Here is a 19365-nt window from a genome sequence, read left to right on the forward strand (position 1 = left end):
GAGCGTGCTGAGATGGCCGAACGCGATCTGGGTGCGACAAGAAGTGAGAACGCGGAATTGCATGGGCGGGTGGAGGCGTTGTCAACGCAGATTTCGGTCATTTTGGCCTCTCGATCTTGGCGCCTGACACGAGGACTTCGTGTCCTGGGCCGTCTGTTTCGCGGCGAGTTTGGTGCTGTTTTCGCAGCGCTCCGCCAGCGCTTCACGAGACACCGCTCATGAAGAAGCCGTCCAGGACGTCTTTGCTGTCACTTGCTAAGGCGATTTATCACCGACTGCCCTTGTCGCAAGAGACCAAATGGCGCTTGCGTGCTCGATTGCAGCCAGTCCTGTCAGACCTGACTTCGGGCAAGTCAGCGGGCATCTCCCTCAAATCCATCGGTGCTGTGCTGCGTCCCGGCAAACGCGGCGACAACGCCGCTCGAGACCATGACCTTGAACTCGCACTGGCAGCCATCCTGCAGGACATGGCAGCTCATGCAGAGCGGCATGGTGCACCCCGCCTCTGGATAGCCTTGCCCTTTCTGACGACCGGGGGGGCTGAATGGGCCGCACTACACCTGTGCCGAGCCGCGTTGGAGCTTCGTCCCGATCAATCCGTGGTTCTTCTGGTCACGGACAAAGATCTGGTCAGCGACCGTATGCCGTTGCCGCCTGGGGTGTTGCTGGTGGTTCTGGACAGGTACCTGTCCGTACCATCTGGCTACGAACGCAAGCAGACTTTGCTACACAACTTGCTGAGGGCCTGTCAACCGCACACCTTCCACAACATCAACAGCGAAGTGGCCTGGCATCTGATCTTGGCCCACGGGTCGCAACTGGAACGATACACCCGTCTGTTCGCCAGCATCTTTGCTTTTCAGTTCGCTCCTGACCATCGCACAAAGATCGGCTATGCCGCCTACTTTCTCAAGAAAGGTATGCCCCACCTGGCAGGGCTTCTGTCAGACAACCAGCGTTTTCTGAAGGATGCAGCGCGGGAATACGCCTTGTCGGCCTCCGAGACGGCACGCATGGCTGTTCTCTATCAGCCGTGCCGTGTGTTGCTCGACGGTTCGCCGGAATCCCCTGTGGGTGCTCTGCAAAGGCGCCAGTCCCAAACGATTCCTGTTGATAGCTCGCAACCGAGGCGACGGCCTCAGGTTCTGTGGGCCGGTCGTCTGGACGCCGAAAAGCGTGTCGACCTGTTCCTGGAGCTCGTGCGTCGCTGCCAGTTTGCCGACTTCCGGGTGTTTGGGCAGGTGGTGCTGAATGATCAGGCGGCCTTGCCTGAAATGCCCAACCTGAGCTACGAAGGCCCTTTCACGTCGCCGCTCGAGTGGCTGGAACGCTACGAGTTTGACGCCTTCGTGTTCACTTCCCGCTGGGAAGGAATGCCCAATATCCTGCTGGAAGTGGGGGCACTGGGGATTCCGGTGATTGCGCCCACGGTGGGCGGTGTCATTGAGCTCATCGACGAGACCACCGGTTATCCGCTGCCCGAGCAACCCAGTGTGGCCGACTATGAGCAGGCCTTGCAGCAAGTCGCCTCCGATCCGGCCCAATCACTCCTGCGCGCGAGCAAGCTGCAAAAGCTGATCCAAGAGCGCCACGGATGGTCTGGCTTTGTGAAGGGGGTGGCTGAGCTGCCCAATTACCTGCCACCCGCCGGTAGACCAGACCCTGCGGCAGGTACGTACAACGAGGGTGCATCGCCCCTGGTGACGGTCATCATCCCCTGCTTCAATCAGGGACACTACCTGGAGCAAAGCGTGATGTCGGCGCTGTCGGCAGGGACCTGCCCCATGGAAATCCTGGTGGTGGATGACGGCAGCACCGATCCGAGCATCGCTGACCAGCTGGCCCGCGCGGAAATGCTGGCTCCGGGCGTCGTCCGTGTCCATCGGCAGGTTAATCAGGGGCTTTCCGGAGCGCGCAACACCGGCATTGCATTGGCACGAGGCAAGTACGTGCAGTTTCTGGACGCAGACGACCTCATCGCGCCTGGCAAGCTGGATGCCCAGGTTGCTCAGCTCGAGATCAATCCGGAGCTGGACGTCTCCGTCTGCAACTACCTGTTGTGTGATGAAGCACGTGGAATGTTCACCAAGACTGAGGAGGCCATTGCGCGCTTCGAAATAAGTGAGCAGGATTTTCTTTACCGTTGGGAACGCGGTTTCGTGATCCCCATTCACGCCGGCGTGTTCCGTCGCACCGTGCTGACACCTGAGCTCCGCTTTGACACCCACGCCCGAGCCAAGGAAGACTGGTTGTTCTGGACCCACCTGTCCCTCGCGGGAGCGCGTATCGCTTACCTTGAAGGCCACTGGGCGATCTACCGGCAACACGAAACGAGCATGCGGCGCTCCTATGTCAACATGGGGCTGGCCTGGCTTCAAGCCGGACTGAAGATCAACGAAAAGGTAGCGCACCGAGAACCCCTTTTCTTCGAATCGGTCGTTTCATGGTTCGAGCAGTGCTATCGCTCAAACCCCAGCTACCGGGCCGAAATTGCGCGTCGACAGGCCGCCTCTTCCGATCCGGAAAAAGTCTCACTTGAGCCTGCGCCTGCCGAAGAGCCTAGCCTTCAGGCCCGGCAGGAGGCGTGCGCCATTCTTGAAGCGCTGTCTTCTCTGAGCCCGCTGCAACAGCAGCCGACCATCAGCGTGGTGGTGCCTGTCTACGGCCACTTCGGTTATCTGCGGACCTGCCTGGGCTCCTTGGCCGAACAGGGGCAGGCAGCCTTCGAGATCATTTGTATTGACGACGGCTCACCTGACCCGCGTGTCTCGCTGCTGATGGATGAGCTGCGCGACAAGCATCCCCGACTGATTGTTCACAAAGAACCTTGTAACGCAGGTATCAGCAGAGTCCAGAATCTGGCCGTTGAGATGGCCAGCGGCGAGTTTGTGGCCTTTCTCGACTGCGATGATGCGCTCGTTCCAGGCGCTCTGGAATTGGTTTGGACGACACTGCAGTCCAAGCCTGACGTGGACTATCTGTTCACTGACCGTATCGACGTCGATGAAACGGGTCAAACCCTCCGTGTCGCCCGCTACGGGGGATACGAGCGGCTGAAGTTCAAGTCACAAGACCAGATCCCCGATGACCTCCTGGATGGAATGGTCGCATCGCATTTGAAGGTCATACGTCGCAGTGTCTATCAGGCTGTGGGAGGTTGTGACGACAAGCATTCGGGCGTTCAGGACTGGGACCTCGCGCTGCGCATCGCACAGGCTCACAAGCTGTATTACCTGGCCCAACCCTTGTACCAACACCGAATCCACAGTCGCTCGGTCACCAGAAGTAACCATGTCAGCCAGCTTCGCAAGACGAACGCGGTCTTGCGCCAGCACCTGGAGCGCTGGCGCTCTTCGGCCACAGAGACAGCTTCGGTCCACACGTTCGGTCTGGCAGATTTCCCTGTGCCGCTCGATCAGCTCAAAAGCATATGGAAGCAGGGTGGTCGGTGTGTCGCCGACCTTTCCGGTGACGTTGCCCTGGGACATATCAACTACCTGCGAGAGTTCAACGCCTACTTCGATCGCGTGGTCTGGAAAGACCCCAAAGTGCCCGCTTTTTTGTTCGGCTATCTGTGTGACAGCGTCCAGATGATGACTCCAAGACAACACCTCGAGCACCAGATGGAGGGTACGCGACGTGAGCACTGACGTAGTCATCGTCAACTACAACGCTGGCAATCTGCTCGCCGACTGCGTGCAGTCTGTTTTAGCCGAAGGCGCTTGCCATGTGTTTGTTGTAGACAACGATTCGCACGACGACAGCCTTGCCCATTTGTCGGCCTCGATCAGCGATGTGCGCGTCACCATTATTCGAAACGGCCAGAACCTGGGGTTTGCTGCCGCTTGCAATATTGGTGCTCGCGCTTCCAACGCCAGCACCCTGTTGTTCCTCAACCCAGACAGCGTGCTTGCCGAGGGTAGCTTGCGGCGCATGATGGACGTGCTGGAAAGCGACTCTTCAATCGGTATGGTGGGTGGGCTGCTGTGTAACCCGGATGGCTCTGAGCAGCCGGGTGGGCGCCGAGTCTTTCCCACGCCCAGGCGTGCATTCATGCGGGCCTTCGGCTTGTCGCACTTGGGCAAGTGGTTTCCCGCTCTGTTCTCTGATTTTTTGCTCCATAAGGAGCCGCTACCGCTTGAACCCAACCCCGTGGAGGCCATTTCTGGTGCCTGCATGTTGGTGAAGCGCGAGGCCGTGGAGGATGTAGGGCTGTGGGACGAAGGCTATTTTCTGCACTGCGAGGACCTGGACTGGTGCATGCGGTTTCGGCTGAACAATTGGCGTGTGGTCTTCGTCCCGGATGCCAGGGTGATCCACGTGTGGGGAGCTTGTAGCCGGAGTAGACCGTTTTTTGTGGAGTGGCACAAGCACCAAGAGTTACGAAGCAATTCGCCACGATTCTCCTGGATTCACTCGTGAGCGCTATTCTTTGCACAAACCAGTCAGATTGTTGCGCAATGGTGAGCGGGGCTACGTGAAATGTCCGCATGAGCGCGGCTGGCCGCTCGCGTTTGCGAACTGCGTAAAGCTGCGCATACGAGGAAATGCTTGGGAGTGGGCGGGAGTTGTGGGCGATTCGCCATGGCTTATCAGAGAGTTAGAGGATGAGTCCTCTCCCTCCGCCACTATCATGTAACGAACTCGCCGCAACGGGAAATCAGGGCCAAAATTTCTTTTTGTTTCAAAGGTGTTTAGCCGAGGCGCCCGAACCTTGGAGACTGGCGCCGTGTCCAATTTCCGTCTCTGAACGGCCCTTCGTCTCTAACCGAGCGAACCTCGATCGACTTGGTTCGGTCGGAAAAGATGACGATATTTCAATGCACTGCCGTTCCGGCACTACGCTCGAATTGTAACGGGTACCGCCGCCAAACAGCCCGAGCAGAGACACCCGAGGTGGGCGTTACCGGGCGGAACGGCGCGAATCTTGTCGAAAAGGTGAGACCTACGATACGATGCAGACTGTGTAACAGCACAACTAGTTGCCGGTCAGCAGTAATCCTTGCTGTTCGCGTAATCGAACGCACCGGGAGGCGTCCACTGGCGAGGCTTTTCGGCTTCGCCGAACTGGCTCGGCAGTCCTATGTCAGGCCCCTCCCCAAAGGGGAACGACAGGCCGTAGGCGATGGCGTAGCGAACAAACTCATCGGCGCCGCCTTTCGGCACGATGAAGTCCTTGGGGCGGGGAACCTCCACCAGCTTATATGGTGGAACGCCCGCGTTGTGGTGCTGGAAGGCCTTGTAGGTAGACTCTATCGATTGCCTATACCAAGCGGAGTTCGAACCGCCGCCGCCCATGAAAACGATTAGTGGGCGCATGCGAGAACTCGATAGCTTGCCGATGAACTTTCTCTCGTAGTCGGCGCTCTGGAAGGCGTCTTCCTGCCAGTTCCGGCCGTCCTTTTGCCGCGCGGTCATGATGACGTAACCGACGAGCCTGCGAATTCTCTGAACGAACTCGGTCAGTGTCGATGGCGCGCAGCTCTTCAGGAGCTTCTCCAGTGCCACAGCGTCGATTTCACCTGTGACGCCTTTCGATAGGGCCGTTCCAATCGCGGAGACGCCCAAAGGCTCGATCTTGCCGGAATAGAAGTTGATCCGTCGCTCCCCCCGGAAATTCAGATAATTAAACGCGACGCCATCGACTGTGCCGCCGCCAACGTCGAAATAAACATAGATGCCCGGGACGGCTTCACGGGACATGACGAACGATTGCACCGCCGCAGCAATTTCCGGCACTGCATGAAAGTCCGTAACCTCGGCCACAAGGCGCTGTTGAGTAGCCCCATATGACGACAACGCCTGCTGGAGCGTTTCCGGCACCTGATCGTCCTTGACCCACAGCCAGGCGACGCCAAGCACTTCTTCAAACGTCGCAAGTGCTTGTGAATCGTAGTGCTCAACAGGGACACCCACATTGGCCGACCAGGCCGCGCCGCGATTCTTCAGCCTGTCTGCCTCGTGGACGGCAAGCCATTGCTGGCTGCGGTGGATCACCGTCGCAAGAAACCACGCGGCAAGCGCCCCGACGGATTCGGCTTTGTTCAGGTCGATGCCCTCGAACGTGGGCAGGCGTTCGCCGATCGGCCCACCCGCAAGGCGCATCTTTAGGTAAGGAACAATGACGGTGGATCGCTTGCCGGAAACGCTGTCGCCAAGGAACAGCCGTCCATCGGAACCGATCGCGACAATGGAGGGTACAAGGGCTTCTTTGCCGCCCTTGCCGGCAGCAACAGTTCCCGATACCTCACTGCCGAGGTCGCGAAAGCAGACTTTCGTGAAGCTCGTTCCAAAATCTATGCCGAGATTGATCGCAAGCGGCCTTGCTTTGGGCACGCTTTGTGGCGGAATGACATTTGATGCGACTACCGCCGACTTGCCTTGCGTCTTGGCGGCTGTTGGAGCTTTGCCCGTACGGGCTCTTGCCCGGCTTACGGGCGCCTTCTCCGCAACGACAGGCGCGGCCTGCGCAGGAACGGGAGGCTCCGTAACGCCGGGCCGCTCGTCCTCTGATGCCGCGCTTACGTCCGGCTCGGAAGAGGATGGCGGAACTCCCGCCCTGCCAAACACGCGCTCGTGAAGCGATCTGAGCCTGTCACGCCAGCTTGCCATATCAGACAACCCTCACAACGCCCGCCGCAAGCGGGATCATGGTCGGATCGACCTGTTGCCGCCGTGAAACGCGATCCAGCTTGGTCTTCAACTGCTCCTCCTCTTTCCTGACGAGACCTTCCGTCATCGCAACGGGGCGCAGGTTCCCTTCCGCGCGAAACCGGGCGACGCGGGCTTTCAAGCCTTCGATGCGGCGGCTAGCGAGCTTTTCGGCGCTGGTGCGCTGCTGATCGCAGCGCACCTTGTTCTCCGCCTCAAAATCGGAAAGTCGCTCCGAAAATGCATCCCCCAGCGCTTCCTCGCATTCTACGGCTGCCTCGCAGATGATCTCGATGTCTGGGAGCACATTGATCGCGTTCGGCAGCTTCTCGCCCGCGCGCGAAGCAACGGTAATCAGCGCTTCGGCCTCCGAGGCTGAAAGCGTGCGACTGCTTCCCAGCGGCTTCACCCTGAAGGCAAGTGACTGATCGGATTTCAGGCCGTTGAATGACCAGCGATGGGCGCTGAATACATAGTCGCCTGGAGGCACGCCGGCATCCTGCGCCGGGACTTTTATCGCGGTAACGCGATGGAGCTGACTTTGGTCGTCCTCGTAGCTGAAGCGTATCCATTGTATGAGGGGATGGCTTGGCTCGATGAACTCCGCTTCGGCGGAAACCTCGTCGGCGCGGCGCGGGTCGAAAATGCAAAGGATCGGCCTGCCGCTTCGATGAAGCTGCGTTCTCGTCGATGGCCGTGCCTCCGATATGAAGTAACCCAGCGAGCGCCGCGCTTCCTCCGAGAGATTAATGCGCAAGGCATATTCCGCGCCCGCGACGGCCTCGAATTTGGTGCCGGGGAAATTGCGCGCGAAGAAGTCCTCAACGAGGGACTGTAGCTCGCTTGCGCTCAGCCATCTGCCCTTTTCGCGGCTATCGCTGATATGGTCGAGGATGTAGTCGGAAAACCCGACAAGGTTGACCGCCTCTTCCTCCAGGCGCTGCTGCTCCCGCTGCGTGTTGCAGATTGCCAGTTCCGCCTCGAAGGATTTTCGCTCGCGCTCCTCGTCCGTCAGGGTCGGATCGAGCAGATTGACGAGCAACTGCTCCGTCACTTCCCCGAGAATGTCTTCGAGATCGCCGATGCTCTCCCGGAACACGTTGATGCGATCATACAGCCTCATCAGGATGCGGTCTTCGATCGTGTTCTCGACCACCATGTTGATGATCGAGATGCGTTCCGCTTTCTGCCCCAGGCGGTCGAGGCGGCCGATGCGCTGCTCCACCCTCATCGGGTTCCAGGGAAGATCGTAGTTCACGATAAAGCGGCAGAACTGAAGGTCGATGCCCTCGCTTCCAACTTCGGAAGAGAGCAGGACTGACGGCCCGTCGGGTCGGGCGAAGGCGCGGATCAGATCGTCCTTGTCTTTACCCATATCCCCCATGATCAATGCTGCATTGATCCCGTCAGCCTTCAGACGGCGCGCCAGATATTTGAGGGTGCCGCGATAGAAGGCGAAGATGACGAACTTCTCGCGCGGGTTCCGTCTTAGCTCATTCGCAAGAAACTGCTGGAGCGCGCGGTACTTTTCATCGCCCTTTTCCAGCGCGCCCAGCTCGTGCTTGAGGCCCATGTCGGGCGGGACGTCATCGACCGAATCGTCGCCATCTTTATTGCCCGGCGGCTCTGAACGGAGTTGCGGCGAAATCCCGAAGTCTTCCCACAGGAGCTCTTCGATGAGGCCCTTGTCGCCCCAGCTTTCCAGCGCGCCGACTATCGAGCTCGCCATCTGCCGCTGCCGCGCGATCAACGAGAATAGCGACACGCCGGTTTTTCCCGCCGCTTCATCGCGCAGGCGGCTGGTGACATGGTCGTAGAGCTGCTTTTCGTCCGCGCTGAACCTGACGCTGAGAACCTGGGGTGCCCGCTCGACGCGGCGATCCAGAACTTCGCGCTTCCTGCTTCGGGTCATGTACTGGGAAAGGAGCGAGCGCGATTCCAGAAGCCGGAGAATCTCCACGCGCCGTTCGGCATCGGTGGCGTCATCGCGAAGATGCTCCTTGATGCGGGCAAGGACGGCGTCATTCTTGAAATAGTCGGACTTCTCCGCCTCGGAGATTGCCTTCAGCGCTGCGGGAACATCGGCCGGCTGCTGCCACAATGCCCTCTGCGCGCGCACGATACAGGAGTTCGCCGAAAGCATTTCCCCGAAAAGGTATGAATCGTAGAACTGATCGGGATCAATCAGACGCAGAAGCTGGTAAAGGTTGTCGCTGCCGATCTGGATCGGCGTTGCGGTCAGCAGCACAAAGTGATGCGATGCCTCTCGTAGCAGCCGGGCAAGCCGGTTGTTGGCGGTCGAGGGGTTCCTGAGATAGTGGGCCTCGTCGATAACGACGTGGTCGAAGAGGGCAAACTCCTCGCTGGCCGTGTTCTGGTCGAGAATGCGAGCAAATTGCGCCCTGACGCCGCCGACATTCTCATCGTCATAGTTCGCGGGGGGACGCAATCCTTCCAGACTGGTGATGTAGACGAATGACTCCGCGCTCCTGTAGCTGGCGATGTCCTTGACCCGTTCATAAAGGGTGCTCGCGGAAACGATTTCGCCGGTTATGTTGAAACGCTTGCGCAGATCCTCACGCCACTTCTCGCGCAACATGGCGGGACAGATGATCAGCAGCCGCCTAGCCGAATGACGGGCCTGTATCTCCTTCCAGATATACGTTGCTTCGATTGTTTTCCCGAGGCCGACTTCGTCGGCTATTAGCATCCGGCCGATCGGGGATTCGATAAACCGCATGACCGGCTTGAACTGGTGCGGATAGAAGTCCGTGTTGCTGGCTTCCATCGAATAGAAGACGTTGGTCAATTCACCTTTGATCTTCTCGAAGGTCAAAACCCGCCTGAGGTCGCTGGGGCCGCCGAATGAACCGCCCTCAAGCAGATCGAAAATCTGCACCTCCTCCGCGATGGGCTCCAGCAGCTCGTAGCGCTTGTATTGCTTTTCATTGGGGCCGAAATCCACTTCGACCAACAGGAAAGTGCCTGCCTTCTTAACCCTTCCGGTCGTTGTTCCCTGCCTGCCCGGATTATCGCGAAGCCGAACGCGCGTCCCGCTCGTTTCCGGGTTCCACCCAGCCAACTCTTCTTCGTGTATCACCCCCGGCATTGCCCCCCCCCTTCGCGCTTGGCGATCTACATCGGCAATTCGCTTTGCCTAGTTTTCCTCCAACTCGAATCACTAGACTAATCTATGGTCGCCCTCTTTGCCGCTTAGATCAATTTCATTACGATGGCCTTGCCCGTTTTTCCTCTTCGTCGACTATCCTTTTAACGATCTCGTAGTCCATCGACGCATTGCTGATCCGCGCGACCTCTGCCGCCACTTTCGCCCAGTGCAGGAAGGAGCGGCCGTCACCGGCAAATCGGGCCCGAGCTGCAGCCCGTTGCGCATCATAGTAGGCTGTTACGGGATCCCGTTCGACCAGTTGGCGGGCGTCATCCTGGAACAGCCGTCTCATTTGTCGCCGCCTTTCAATCCATGCTGTTACGTCAGACAATACCCCCATGATTCATCGCCCCGCCCTGATTCTTCTGATCGCTACTTTACTGCTTGCAGATCCGATTGCCGCAGCAACGGCAGCGACAATAACAGGCACCGCGAGAATTTCCGACGGCGACACCATTACAATAAAGGGCACGAGGATCCGGTTGAACGGCATCGATGCGCCGGAGACTGACCAAGTCTGTATCAACAAAGCCGAAAAAAACTACACTTGCGGGATCGCCGCCCGCGATGCGCTGGCTCGCCTGGTTCAGGGACGCTCGGTCACCTGCACGGGCAATGACATAGACCGCTATGGCCGACGCATCATGACCTGCTTTGTCGGCGAGACGGACATCAACGCCGCGATGGTAGCCGGCGGCTGGGCGCTCGCATTCAGGCGCTACTCGGATATCTATGTTGGCGAAGAAAAAGCCGCGCGCACAAAGCAGGCAGGTCTGTGGTCCGGCGCGTTCATTGCGCCGTGGGATTGGCGCCATCGCGGCCCGCAAACCGAGATTCTTGGCACCCTGTCAGTGCCGATCGATGCGCAGCAGCACCTCCTTCCACAACCCGCAGCATCTACGAGTCCAGTCACTGGCTGTCAGATCAAAGGCAACATCAGCCAAGACGGCACGCGGATCTATCACGTGCCGGGCCAGCAGGACTACGACAAGACCAGGATATCGGAGAGCAAGGGGGAGCGCTGGTTCTGCACCGAGGACGAGGCGCATGCGGCTGGGTGGCGCCGGGCGAGGAACTGATCGGCGACCAACCCGACGTCAATGCAGGGTCGGCGGCGGGAAACCGATGCCACTTTTCATCACCTGCCGACGTGCACGGGTGCAATCAAGCACGACGATGTTGATCTCCTTTTCAATGATCAACGTCAGCTCACGAACATGATTGAACGTTTGATCAAGATCGTCGGCCTTAGCTGATTTGCCGTCGTCCTTGGCCAGTTCACTGATGCCGGCCATCATCGCGCGGATTTCGCCGAGGGTATCGAGCGCAGAACTGGCTTTCCCCGGAAGGTCGATCCTGTCCTGGCCATTGAACAGCCCTTCGACGAAGCCATCCAGTTCCTGCCGGCGAAGCAGGGCGAGGTCACCAAGCTCCTGGCGGGTCGAACCAGTTATGGTCCGCGTCAGACGGAACGGGTCGGCGCGCTTCTGATGGCGGGTCAGGGAATTCCACAGACCGTTGATCAGGGCACCGATCAGCTCGTTGACGGCATCCATGCTCTCGAACTCTGGCAACTCGCCGCCCCAGAGATCCTTGACGATCTGCAATGGCTGTACAGGCACGGGCGTCGCGATGCTGCCAAGAAACCGGGTGCGAACCTCATGATAGGGCACCGGGCAGGAGTACTTCTCGAGCAGCCGTCGGATATGCTTTTCGTCCGCTGCTGGCGGTTTCGGCTTTTGTGTCATCCATGACCTCACCAATACTCTGGCATCCGCGCCAACGCACCGCAGCCAATCATTCTGTTTCAGTGAAGGCTGGCGGGGACGTGGTCAATCCCCCAGGGCTATCGGTCGTGAAATAGCGAACACGGGCCCCATCTGCTCCGCCCATGGCAGGTCTGCAACCGCAATCAGATCGTTGAGCGCCAACGCTGGCGGTATGCGGTGGACGAGCAGTTTCTCAAGAACCTCTGGTGACAAGTAGGCCAGCCGCATCATGCGGCTGACGAAGCGGTCAGTCACCTTCTCTGCGGTGGCGATATCGGCAATCGTCGACGCCTCGCCGCGCTCGAGCCTGCGCCGCCAGTTCCATGCGCGGGCGATGGCGCGTAGCACATGCGCATCCTGCGTCCGTGCCTTGGCGAGTCCATGGTCGGCCGGCGGCAGGATTTTCGGGCGCCCGTTCTTCTTGCGGACAGTGAGCGGGATCACCACACGGATGGTATTGTCCGTCATGCCGCGCTCCTTCCCGCCTGCGGTGCCATCATCTGGCGGGCGAGCGAGCCGATGCCGTCATGACGCAGGTCGACAGCGAGACCTGTCGAGCCAACCGTGATGCGCGCCACCAGCAGCTGGACGATGCGCGCCTGCTCGGCCGGAAACAGCGACGCCCACAAAGCATCGAACTCGCCAAGAGCGGCGATGACTGCCTTGGCGTCGACGTCCGGTATATCCAATTTCACCGCCGCGAGCGCCCGCGCTCGAACCTCGGGCGTTGCGATCATGCGTCGGATTTCATCGATGACGGCGCCCTCCACCATCCCTGCCGGAAGTCGCTGCGGCCCTGCCGCTTCCGTCGTCCGGCTCCGGATCAGGTCCATGGACGTATAGTAGCGATAGAGCTTGCTGCCCTTCCTGGTTGCCGTGGGCGTCATCGCCGAGCCGGTGTCGGTGAAGATCAGCCCCTTGAGCAGGGCCGGTGTCTGCGAGCGCGTATTTCCGGCGCGCTGGCGCGGACTGGTCTGCAGGATGGTGTGCACCTTGTCCCAGAGCGCACGGTCGATGATGGCCTCATGCTCGCCGGGATAGGATGTGCCCTTGTGCACCGCCTCGCCGATATAGACCCGGTTGTTGAGGAGCTTGTAGAGAAAGCCCTTGTCGATTGGCTTGCCGCGTCGTGTGCGCACGTTCTCGGCAGCCAGCGTCTTCGCCAGCACCGTGGCCGAACCGATACCGACGAACCGCTCGAAGATCATGCGAACGGTGGCGGCCTCTGATTCTTCGATCAGCAGCTTGCGGTTTTCGACCCGATAGCCGAGCGGCACGAAGCCACCCATCCACATGCCCTTCTTGCGAGAAGCTGCGAATTTGTCGCGAATGCGCTCGCCGATCACCTCGCGCTCGAACTGAGCGAAGGACAACAGGATGTTGAGCGTCAGACGTCCCATCGACGTCGTGGTGTTGAAAGACTGGGTGACCGATACGAACGTCACCTGATTGCGTTCAAAAATCTCGACCAGCTTGGAAAAGTCCATCAACGATCGCGACAGCCGGTCAATCTTGTAGACGACGATGACGTCGATCAGTCCGGCTTCGACATCAGCCAGCAGCCGCTGTAATGCAGGGCGCTCCAGCGTGCCGCCGGAGTGACCGCCATCGTCATAGCGTTCACGAATGGCAGCGAATCCTTCCGAGCGTTGGCTGGCGATATAGGCCTCACAGGACTCACGCTGGGCATCGAGCGAGTTGAACTCCATCTCGAGGCCTTCCTCGGAAGATTTGCGCGTGTAGATCGCGCAGCGCAAGCGGCGCTGGGGCTGTTGAATATTCATCGTTCACTCCTGCGCGCATCGCCAAGGCCAAAGAACCGGTAGCCATTCCAGTTGCTGCCGGTGATCGCGCGCGCAGCAGCCGATAGCGATTTGAACCGTCGTCCCTGCCACTCGAAACCATCGCCCAGCACGGTGACGGTATGTTCTGCGCCGTCCCATTCACGCACCAGCCTTGTGCCGACAACCGGATTGCGCGGGTCGGCGATGATCGCCTTGCTGCTGGATTTGCCGTCGACTTCGTCGGCAAGCAGATCCAGCATTTTGGCCGTCTGCCGGGACAGACCACCAAGCGCCAGCTCCTGGATGCGCCAGGAAAGTCGCAATTCCAGATTGCCGCGGCTGTTGTTCGGTGCCGGCGTATCAAACAACGCCTCCCACTCGACCTTCAGTTCCCTGACCGACATGCGCTTCAGCGCTGCCAGCCTGGCCAGCACCGGCGTGTCCGTTACGGCACTCTCGTGCTGTCGTTTCGGTCCGGGCCCCGCCCGTTTCGTCGCTTTCGATATCATTGCTCTCCAACTCGGTTGCTCGGTTTGCGACGACGAGCACGGCGTTTGAGAGCGAGAATGTCGAGGGAACTCTCTCTGCCGGTTGCAGATAAAGAACTGGACTGTTCGGCCAGGACACGCCTCAGCCCGGCGGCGAGGATCGCGCCGACTTCACCAAGCCGCTCATCGGCCGTCATGCGGTCGGGCGACAAGGGGTTCGGGGCGGAGGAAATGTTGTGCATGAGACCGTTCGCAATCAATCCTGATCAGAGAACGGTAGATGCAAAACCTGTAAATACAAGCGATTTCAATTGCTTGTCTGGTTGTCGCGAATTCATACGCATTGGATCGAAGCGCGCGCCGGTGGAAAAGTGCTGACGTCAGGCAAGAACCAGCCGACTCAGATCTCTCGGCCGAACCAGCGGATTCGTCCGATGATCCTGATCTCTTCGGCGGTGCGCTCATAGGGGCTGTAGAAGGTGTTGTCGGAAATGATCCGCACCTGCGGCGGCTCCGAATTCGGGATGTGCTCGAGGCGTTTGGCGACGAGCCCCATGCCGTCGAACAGCACGAAGATTCCCGGTGGGGTCGGCATGCAGCGCGCGAGGTCGACCAGCACGACATCTCCGTCGTGCAGGGTCGGCATCATGCTGTCGCCCTCGACATGCATGATGCGCAGGTTTGCCGGGTTCGCGCGCAGGCGATGCGTGATCCACGAGCTTTTAAAGTGGTAGGGCTCGCCGTTCTCCACTTCATCCGCAACGAGCTTGCCGCCACCCATCGATGCCGTCACCTCGACCGACGGAATAGCCACAAACGGGTCCGCCTCTTCCTGCAGGGCAGGCTCATCGCCCTCGATCATGCCCTTGCCATGCAGGAGCCAGTTGCGATCGACCTTGATGATCGCGGCAACCTTGTCGAGCTTTTCCAGGTTTGGCCGCTCAGAGCGTCCACGCATGATGTCGTAGACGAAGGACCTGTTGACGCGTGCCTGCTCAGCTACCTCGCGCGCGTTCAGCCCCAGCTGTTCGGCTCGGGCTCTCAGTCGTTCGGCAATCGTGTTGCTCATGGGTTTGGTCCGGTATGTGGATCTTGTGGATTAAAAAGGATTGATTCATCCGCGTCAAGCAAATAGAACATAATGAGAACAATTTTTGGGCGGGGGCGCACAGTATGGCGACCATCGAGAAGGATTATTTTGCACTGGAGGAGCTGGAAGAGCGCTGGGAAGTGCCGCAGCGGGATCTGGTGTACCTCGCCGAGAACGGCCTGCTAAAGGTATCGGTTCGCCTCTATGGCGCCCACCTCGAGCAAGGCAGCTATGAGGAGGTCGACGAGGGTCAATGGTGCAACATTCCCGATGATCAGTCCCCCTTCCATGGACTCCAAGACCTGCGCACCCATGATGCCTACAGGCTGTTTCACGAGGGAGCCCTCCGGATCGTTCACTTCGATGCCCCGAAGGATCGCTATTGTGTCGTGTTGCAGCCCGAGGAAGGGCTCCTGATCCGCAAGGACGAGCTGGTCGTCCGGCGCGAGGAGCGCGATCGCGCCGAAGCCAAGCACGGGCTCGGCGGCACGCGGCGGACGTCCGAGCTCATCTTCGAGCAACGGCACGATTTCAGCGAGATCATTCTCGGTGACCACACGTTCATGCTGGGGCAGATCCAGGCGCGCGTCGTGCGCATTCTTCATGATGCAGCCATGCGCGGATTTCCCTGGCAGCATGGCAAGGCAGTTCTGGCCGAAGCCGGCTCTTCCTGCACGCGCATGTCGGACCTGTTCAAGACGCAGCCGGAATGGCGCAAGCTGATCCAGTCCGATCGGCGCGGACGATATCGTCTCAATATCAGGTTCTCCTGATCTTCCTCTCAAGCCCGGTTCCGCCGCTTTTTCGCAATTCCATGCCGGCGCATCCGCCTGCCGTCCCCTTGCCCATCCCCCTCTGCGCGTAAGGAACGGTGATTCTGATCCCCTAACGATCCACTTTCGATCCCGACGACCCAGTTTTGGTCCTCTGCCATCCTCTCCGCAGGTTTTCTCAAACACCCATGGAGAACGAGATGGCTACCAGACACCTCTCCCAGATCGAGCTCGCTGCTCGCTGGAACATTTCACATCGCACGCTGGAACGCTGGCGCTGGACGGGCGAAGGCCCGCAATTCGTCAAACTCGGTGGCCGCGTTGTCTATCGCCTTGAAGATGTAGAGGCGTTTGAGGCGGAACAGATTCGCCAAAGCACCCCCGGTCGCCGCCATCAGGCATCGGCGTAGGGGTGGCAAACATGACACTTCCTATCATCACCATCGACGAACGGATGGCAGCACCGCGCAGTATCAAGGGCTGCATCTTCGGCAAGTCCGGCATCGGCAAGACGTCGCTGCTGTGGACGCTTGATCCCGCCACCACACTGTTCATGGATCTGGAAGCCGGTGATCTCGCCATCGAGGGCTGGGCCGGCAATACGATCCGTCCGCACACTTGGGATGAATGCCGCGACTTCGCAGTTTTCATTGGCGGCCCCAATCCGGCGCTGCGCGACGATCAGGCCTATAGTCAGGCGCATTTTGATGCGGTCGTCGCCGGGCTCGGTGATCCGAGCCAGCTCGATCGCTACAAGACAGTCTTCATCGACTCGATCACGGTTGCCGGTCGGCTCTGCTTCCAGTGGGCCAAGGGTCAGCCGGAGGCGTTCTCCGACAAGACCGGCAAGCCCGACATTCGCGGCGCCTACGGCCTGCATGGCCGCGAGATGATCGCCTGGCTGACGCATCTGCAGCACACGCGCTCGAAGAACATCTGGTTCGTCGGCATCCTCGACGAGAAGCTCGACGACTTCAATCGCAAGCTGTTCGTGCCGCAGATCGACGGCGCCAAGACCGGCCTCGAACTGCCCGGCATCGTCGATGAAGTCATCAGCATGGTCGAGCTGAAGGACGATCAGGGCGAGCCCTACCGCGCCTTCATCTGCCAGACGCTGAACCCGTTCGGCTTTCCCGCAAAGGACCGCTCCGGCCGGCTCGACATGATCGAACAGCCCGATCTTGGCCGGCTGATGGACAAGATCCGCAATGCCGCGCGCCAGGCCTTTGCCGCGCCCTCGGCGACCACCCCTTCCCAAACCTCCTCCACCACAGCTCAAGAACAAGGAGCCTGACCCATGTCGGCATGGAACGATTTCAACGACGCGCAGACCANTTATGCCACGCGCGGCTCGACCGGCGCCGTCTATCTCAATGGCGAATTCACCATCTTGGAAGGTCCGTATGCCCGCCGCAAGATCTTCACGCTGATCGGCCTTTACAGCCCCAAGGGTCCCGATTGGGCCAATATGGGTCGGGCTTTTGTCCGGGGCATGCTCAACTCCGCCCGCGGCCTTTCCGACAAGGACCAGAGCGAGGCAGCACAGGTCGCACGCCGCATCTCGGGCTTTGCCGATCTCGATGGCCTGGAGTTCGTCGCTCGCATCGACATTGGCACGGATGCCAATGGTGACGACAAAAACGAAGTCCGTGCTGCCGTGACGCCCGACCACAAGGACTATGCCGCAATCATGGGCATGGTCCGGGCTGGGCAGCAGACCAGTGCGGCACAGGCTGGCTCGCCGCAGGGCAATGCCTATGCCGAGGCCAGGCAGCAGAGCACGGCGCCCTCGGCGCGCCCGTCATGGGCACAATAGAGCGAGGGTCCGGCCATGTTGCTTCGTCCCCGCCAGAAACTCTTTGTCGAGCGTAGCCTGTCTGCGCTCGACACCCACGCCAATACGCTCGGCGTTGCGCCGACCGGCGCCGGCAAGACCATCATGTTGTCGGCCGTCGCCGGGAAGATGATCGGCGATACGGACGCAAAGGCGGCTGTGCTCGCCCATCGTGATGAACTGACCGCACAGAACCGGGACAAGTTCGCCCGGGTCAACCCCGACATCACCACCTCGGTTGTCGATGCCAGTGACAAATCCTGGAACGGCCATGTCACCTTCGCCATGGTGCAGACTTTATCGCGCAGCACCAATCTTTCCGCCATGCCGGCGCTCGATCTGCTGGTCATCGACGAGGCGCATCACGCCACCGCCGACAGCTACCGGCGCATTATCGATCAGGCACTGAAGGCCAATCCGTCCTGCCGCATCTTCGGTGTCACAGCGACGCCCAACCGTGGCGACCGCAAGGGCCTACGCGAGGTTTTCTCAAATGTCGCCGATCAGATCCGCATCGGCGAGTTGATCCGTTCCGGCCATCTGGTGCCGCCCCGGACCTTTGTCATCGACGTCGGCGTCAAGGACGAACTGGCCAGGGTGCGCAAGACCGCCAGCGATTTCGACATGGGTGAGGTCGAGCGCATCATGAACTGCGCGCCGGTCACCGATGCGGTCGTCAAGCACTGGAAGGACAAGGCCGCCGATCGGCAGAGTGTGGTGTTTTGCTCGACCGTCGATCATGCGCGCGGCGTCACCGATGCGTTCAACGCTGCCGGCATCACCGCCGGTCTGGTCCATGGCGAGATGGGAGATGGCGAGCGCAGGGCGGTGCTTACAGCCTATGCCGCGGGTGAATTGCAGGTTGTCGTCAATGTTGCCGTGCTGACCGAAGGTTGGGATCATCCGCCGACTTCCTGCGTAGTGTTGCTGCGTCCGAGCTCCTTCAAATCGACAATGATCCAGATGGTCGGGCGGGGCTTGAGGACCGTCGATCCCAACGAGCATCCGGGCGTCATCAAGACCGACTGCATCGTGCTCGATTTTGGCACCTCGAGCCTGATGCACGGCTCGCTTGAGCAAGAGGTCGATCTCGTCGGCGTTGATGCTTCCGGCGATGCACCGACCAAATGCTGCCCGCAATGCGAGAGTGATATCCCAATCGGCTGTCAGGAATGCCCGCTTTGCGGTTTTGTCTTCGACAGCATCGGCGACGACGGCGGCAATGTTCCGCTCGGCGATTTCGTCATGTCGGAGATCGATCTCCTCAAGCGCTCCAGCTTCCAGTGGTGTGACCTGTTCGGTGACGATGCAGCACTGATGGCCAACGGTTTCTCCGCATGGGCCGGTGTCTTCTTCCTGAATGGCCGCTGGTATGCGGCTGGCGGCGCCAAGGGGCTCGAACCGCGCTTGCTGGCGATCGGTGAGCGCATGGTGTGCCTCGCCGCCGCCGACGACTGGCTGAACGAGCACGAATCCGATGAGAGCGCCCACAAGACCAGGCGCTGGCTGTCGCAGCCGCCCACCGACCGGCAGCTGGCGTACCTTCCGGCCGACTACCGGCACGATTTCGGGCTGACCCGCTATCAGGCATCCGCTCTTCTGTCCTTCCAGTTCAACCGCAATGCCATCCGCAGCCTAGTTTTCGGTGCGGACGGACAGGATCTGGCGAGGGCTGCGTGATGATCGATCCGACCAAAGCTGAGCAGGCAGCGATCCGCAGCGCAATGAAGCCGGTCGCCGAGATCATGGAGGAGATCGGCTGGCAGACCCGGCTTGCCGATCTTTCCGAACAGCAGGTGCTGACCCT

At 60.0% G+C, this 19365-nt stretch carries 17 protein-coding genes; 9 read left to right on the top strand and 8 right to left on the bottom strand.

What is annotated here, in order from left to right; translation table 11 throughout:
* The 3 genes from ACFO1V_RS03380 to ACFO1V_RS03390 all read left to right on the top strand — a co-directional run.
* Positions 1-222 (top strand): hypothetical protein (locus ACFO1V_RS03380; RefSeq protein ID WP_380075055.1); only part of this gene is annotated, 222 nt, incomplete at its 5' end.
* A complete protein-coding gene (locus ACFO1V_RS03385) occupies positions 219-3650 on the top strand; it encodes a glycosyltransferase (RefSeq protein ID WP_374833614.1) in 3432 nt (1143 codons plus the stop codon). The genes ACFO1V_RS03380 and ACFO1V_RS03385, both read left to right, overlap by 4 nt.
* Entirely contained in the window at positions 3640-4422 is a 783-nt protein-coding gene (locus tag ACFO1V_RS03390; RefSeq protein ID WP_374833616.1) for a glycosyltransferase family 2 protein, read from the top strand. Before ACFO1V_RS03385 ends, ACFO1V_RS03390 begins: the two co-directional genes overlap by 11 nt.
* A 567-nt stretch (positions 4423-4989) precedes the next feature.
* Here ACFO1V_RS03390 and ACFO1V_RS03395 read toward each other — a convergent pair.
* From ACFO1V_RS03395 to ACFO1V_RS03405, 3 genes are all read right to left on the bottom strand, one after another.
* Positions 4990-6612 (bottom strand): Hsp70 family protein, encoded by a 1623-nt coding sequence (locus ACFO1V_RS03395; protein ID WP_374833618.1) that lies wholly within the window; start codon positions 6610-6612, stop codon positions 4990-4992.
* A gap of 1 nt (position 6613) precedes the next feature.
* Complete coding sequence (locus ACFO1V_RS03400; RefSeq protein ID WP_374833639.1) at positions 6614-9616, bottom strand: SNF2-related protein; 3003 nt, start codon at positions 9614-9616, stop codon at positions 6614-6616.
* A 262-nt stretch (positions 9617-9878) separates the two neighbouring features.
* Positions 9879-10112, bottom strand: a complete 234-nt coding sequence (locus tag ACFO1V_RS03405) for a hypothetical protein (protein WP_233290735.1) — start codon at positions 10110-10112, stop codon at positions 9879-9881.
* Between the two features lie 46 nt (positions 10113-10158).
* Here ACFO1V_RS03405 and ACFO1V_RS03410 point away from each other — a divergent pair, with 46 nt between their 5' ends.
* A complete protein-coding gene (locus ACFO1V_RS03410; RefSeq protein WP_374833620.1) occupies positions 10159-10899 on the top strand; it encodes a thermonuclease family protein in 741 nt (246 codons plus the stop codon).
* An 18-nt stretch (positions 10900-10917) separates the two neighbouring features.
* On the opposite strand, the gene ACFO1V_RS03415 is transcribed toward ACFO1V_RS03410, so the two are convergent.
* The 5 genes from ACFO1V_RS03415 to ACFO1V_RS03435 form a co-directional block, all read right to left on the bottom strand.
* Positions 10918-11568: a hypothetical protein gene (locus ACFO1V_RS03415; RefSeq protein ID WP_367929848.1), complete on the bottom strand. Its 651-nt coding sequence runs from the start codon at positions 11566-11568 to the stop codon at positions 10918-10920.
* A gap of 84 nt (positions 11569-11652) precedes the next feature.
* The gene (locus ACFO1V_RS03420) at positions 11653-12057 is read right to left on the bottom strand and encodes a hypothetical protein (RefSeq protein ID WP_374833622.1); all 405 of its coding nucleotides are present in this window, start codon (positions 12055-12057) and stop codon (positions 11653-11655) included.
* Positions 12054-13373 (bottom strand): recombinase family protein, encoded by a 1320-nt coding sequence (locus tag ACFO1V_RS03425; protein WP_374833624.1) that lies wholly within the window; start codon positions 13371-13373, stop codon positions 12054-12056. Before ACFO1V_RS03425 ends, ACFO1V_RS03420 begins: the two co-directional genes overlap by 4 nt.
* Entirely contained in the window at positions 13370-13882 is a 513-nt protein-coding gene (locus ACFO1V_RS03430) for a DUF2924 domain-containing protein (RefSeq protein ID WP_374833626.1), read from the bottom strand. The genes ACFO1V_RS03425 and ACFO1V_RS03430 overlap by 4 nt, the downstream gene beginning before the upstream one ends.
* Before the next feature lie 379 nt (positions 13883-14261).
* Positions 14262-14930, bottom strand: a complete 669-nt coding sequence (locus ACFO1V_RS03435; RefSeq protein ID WP_374833628.1) for an XRE family transcriptional regulator — start codon at positions 14928-14930, stop codon at positions 14262-14264.
* A gap of 104 nt (positions 14931-15034) precedes the next feature.
* Between ACFO1V_RS03435 and ACFO1V_RS03440 the strand changes: the two genes are divergently transcribed.
* From ACFO1V_RS03440 to ACFO1V_RS03465, 5 genes are all read left to right on the top strand, one after another.
* A complete protein-coding gene (locus ACFO1V_RS03440) occupies positions 15035-15724 on the top strand; it encodes a hypothetical protein (protein WP_374833630.1) in 690 nt (229 codons plus the stop codon).
* A 200-nt stretch (positions 15725-15924) separates the two neighbouring features.
* Positions 15925-16134 (top strand): helix-turn-helix transcriptional regulator, encoded by a 210-nt coding sequence (locus tag ACFO1V_RS03445; RefSeq protein ID WP_374833631.1) that lies wholly within the window; start codon positions 15925-15927, stop codon positions 16132-16134.
* 11 nt (positions 16135-16145) lie between these two features.
* Positions 16146-17018, top strand: a complete 873-nt coding sequence (locus tag ACFO1V_RS03450) for an ATP-binding protein (RefSeq protein WP_374833633.1) — start codon at positions 16146-16148, stop codon at positions 17016-17018.
* Between the two features lie 537 nt (positions 17019-17555).
* Positions 17556-19238, top strand: coding sequence for a DEAD/DEAH box helicase (locus tag ACFO1V_RS03460; protein ID WP_380075057.1), 1683 nt, complete (start codon positions 17556-17558; stop codon positions 19236-19238).
* Positions 19238-19365 (top strand): DUF6511 domain-containing protein (locus ACFO1V_RS03465; RefSeq protein ID WP_380075058.1); only part of this gene is annotated, 128 nt, incomplete at its 3' end. The genes ACFO1V_RS03460 and ACFO1V_RS03465, both read left to right, overlap by 1 nt.

Origin of the sequence: Daeguia caeni (genome assembly GCF_042653845.1) — a bacterium.
GTDB lineage: Bacteria > Pseudomonadota > Alphaproteobacteria > Rhizobiales > Rhizobiaceae > Brucella > Brucella caeni.

Excerpts from the sequence above, each read along its gene's own strand:
- ACFO1V_RS03405 (WP_233290735.1), bottom strand. The coding sequence starts at position 10,112 with ATGAGACGGCTGTTCCAGGATGACGCCCGCCAACTGGTCGAACGGGAT.
- ACFO1V_RS03420 (WP_374833622.1), bottom strand. The coding sequence starts at position 12,057 with ATGACGGACAATACCATCCGTGTGGTGATCCCGCTCACTGTCCGCAAG.
- ACFO1V_RS03440 (WP_374833630.1), top strand. The coding sequence starts at position 15,035 with ATGGCGACCATCGAGAAGGATTATTTTGCACTGGAGGAGCTGGAAGAG.
- ACFO1V_RS03385 (WP_374833614.1), top strand. The coding sequence starts at position 219 with ATGAAGAAGCCGTCCAGGACGTCTTTGCTGTCACTTGCTAAGGCGATT.
- ACFO1V_RS03430 (WP_374833626.1), bottom strand. The coding sequence starts at position 13,882 with ATGATATCGAAAGCGACGAAACGGGCGGGGCCCGGACCGAAACGACAG.
- ACFO1V_RS03395 (WP_374833618.1), bottom strand. The coding sequence starts at position 6,612 with ATGGCAAGCTGGCGTGACAGGCTCAGATCGCTTCACGAGCGCGTGTTT.
- ACFO1V_RS03445 (WP_374833631.1), top strand. The coding sequence starts at position 15,925 with ATGGCTACCAGACACCTCTCCCAGATCGAGCTCGCTGCTCGCTGGAAC.
- ACFO1V_RS03435 (WP_374833628.1), bottom strand. The coding sequence starts at position 14,930 with ATGAGCAACACGATTGCCGAACGACTGAGAGCCCGAGCCGAACAGCTG.
- ACFO1V_RS03415 (WP_367929848.1), bottom strand. The coding sequence starts at position 11,568 with ATGACACAAAAGCCGAAACCGCCAGCAGCGGACGAAAAGCATATCCGA.
- ACFO1V_RS03450 (WP_374833633.1), top strand. The coding sequence starts at position 16,146 with ATGACACTTCCTATCATCACCATCGACGAACGGATGGCAGCACCGCGC.
- ACFO1V_RS03425 (WP_374833624.1), bottom strand. The coding sequence starts at position 13,373 with ATGAATATTCAACAGCCCCAGCGCCGCTTGCGCTGCGCGATCTACACG.
- ACFO1V_RS03410 (WP_374833620.1), top strand. The coding sequence starts at position 10,159 with ATGATTCATCGCCCCGCCCTGATTCTTCTGATCGCTACTTTACTGCTT.
- ACFO1V_RS03460 (WP_380075057.1), top strand. The coding sequence starts at position 17,556 with ATGTTGCTTCGTCCCCGCCAGAAACTCTTTGTCGAGCGTAGCCTGTCT.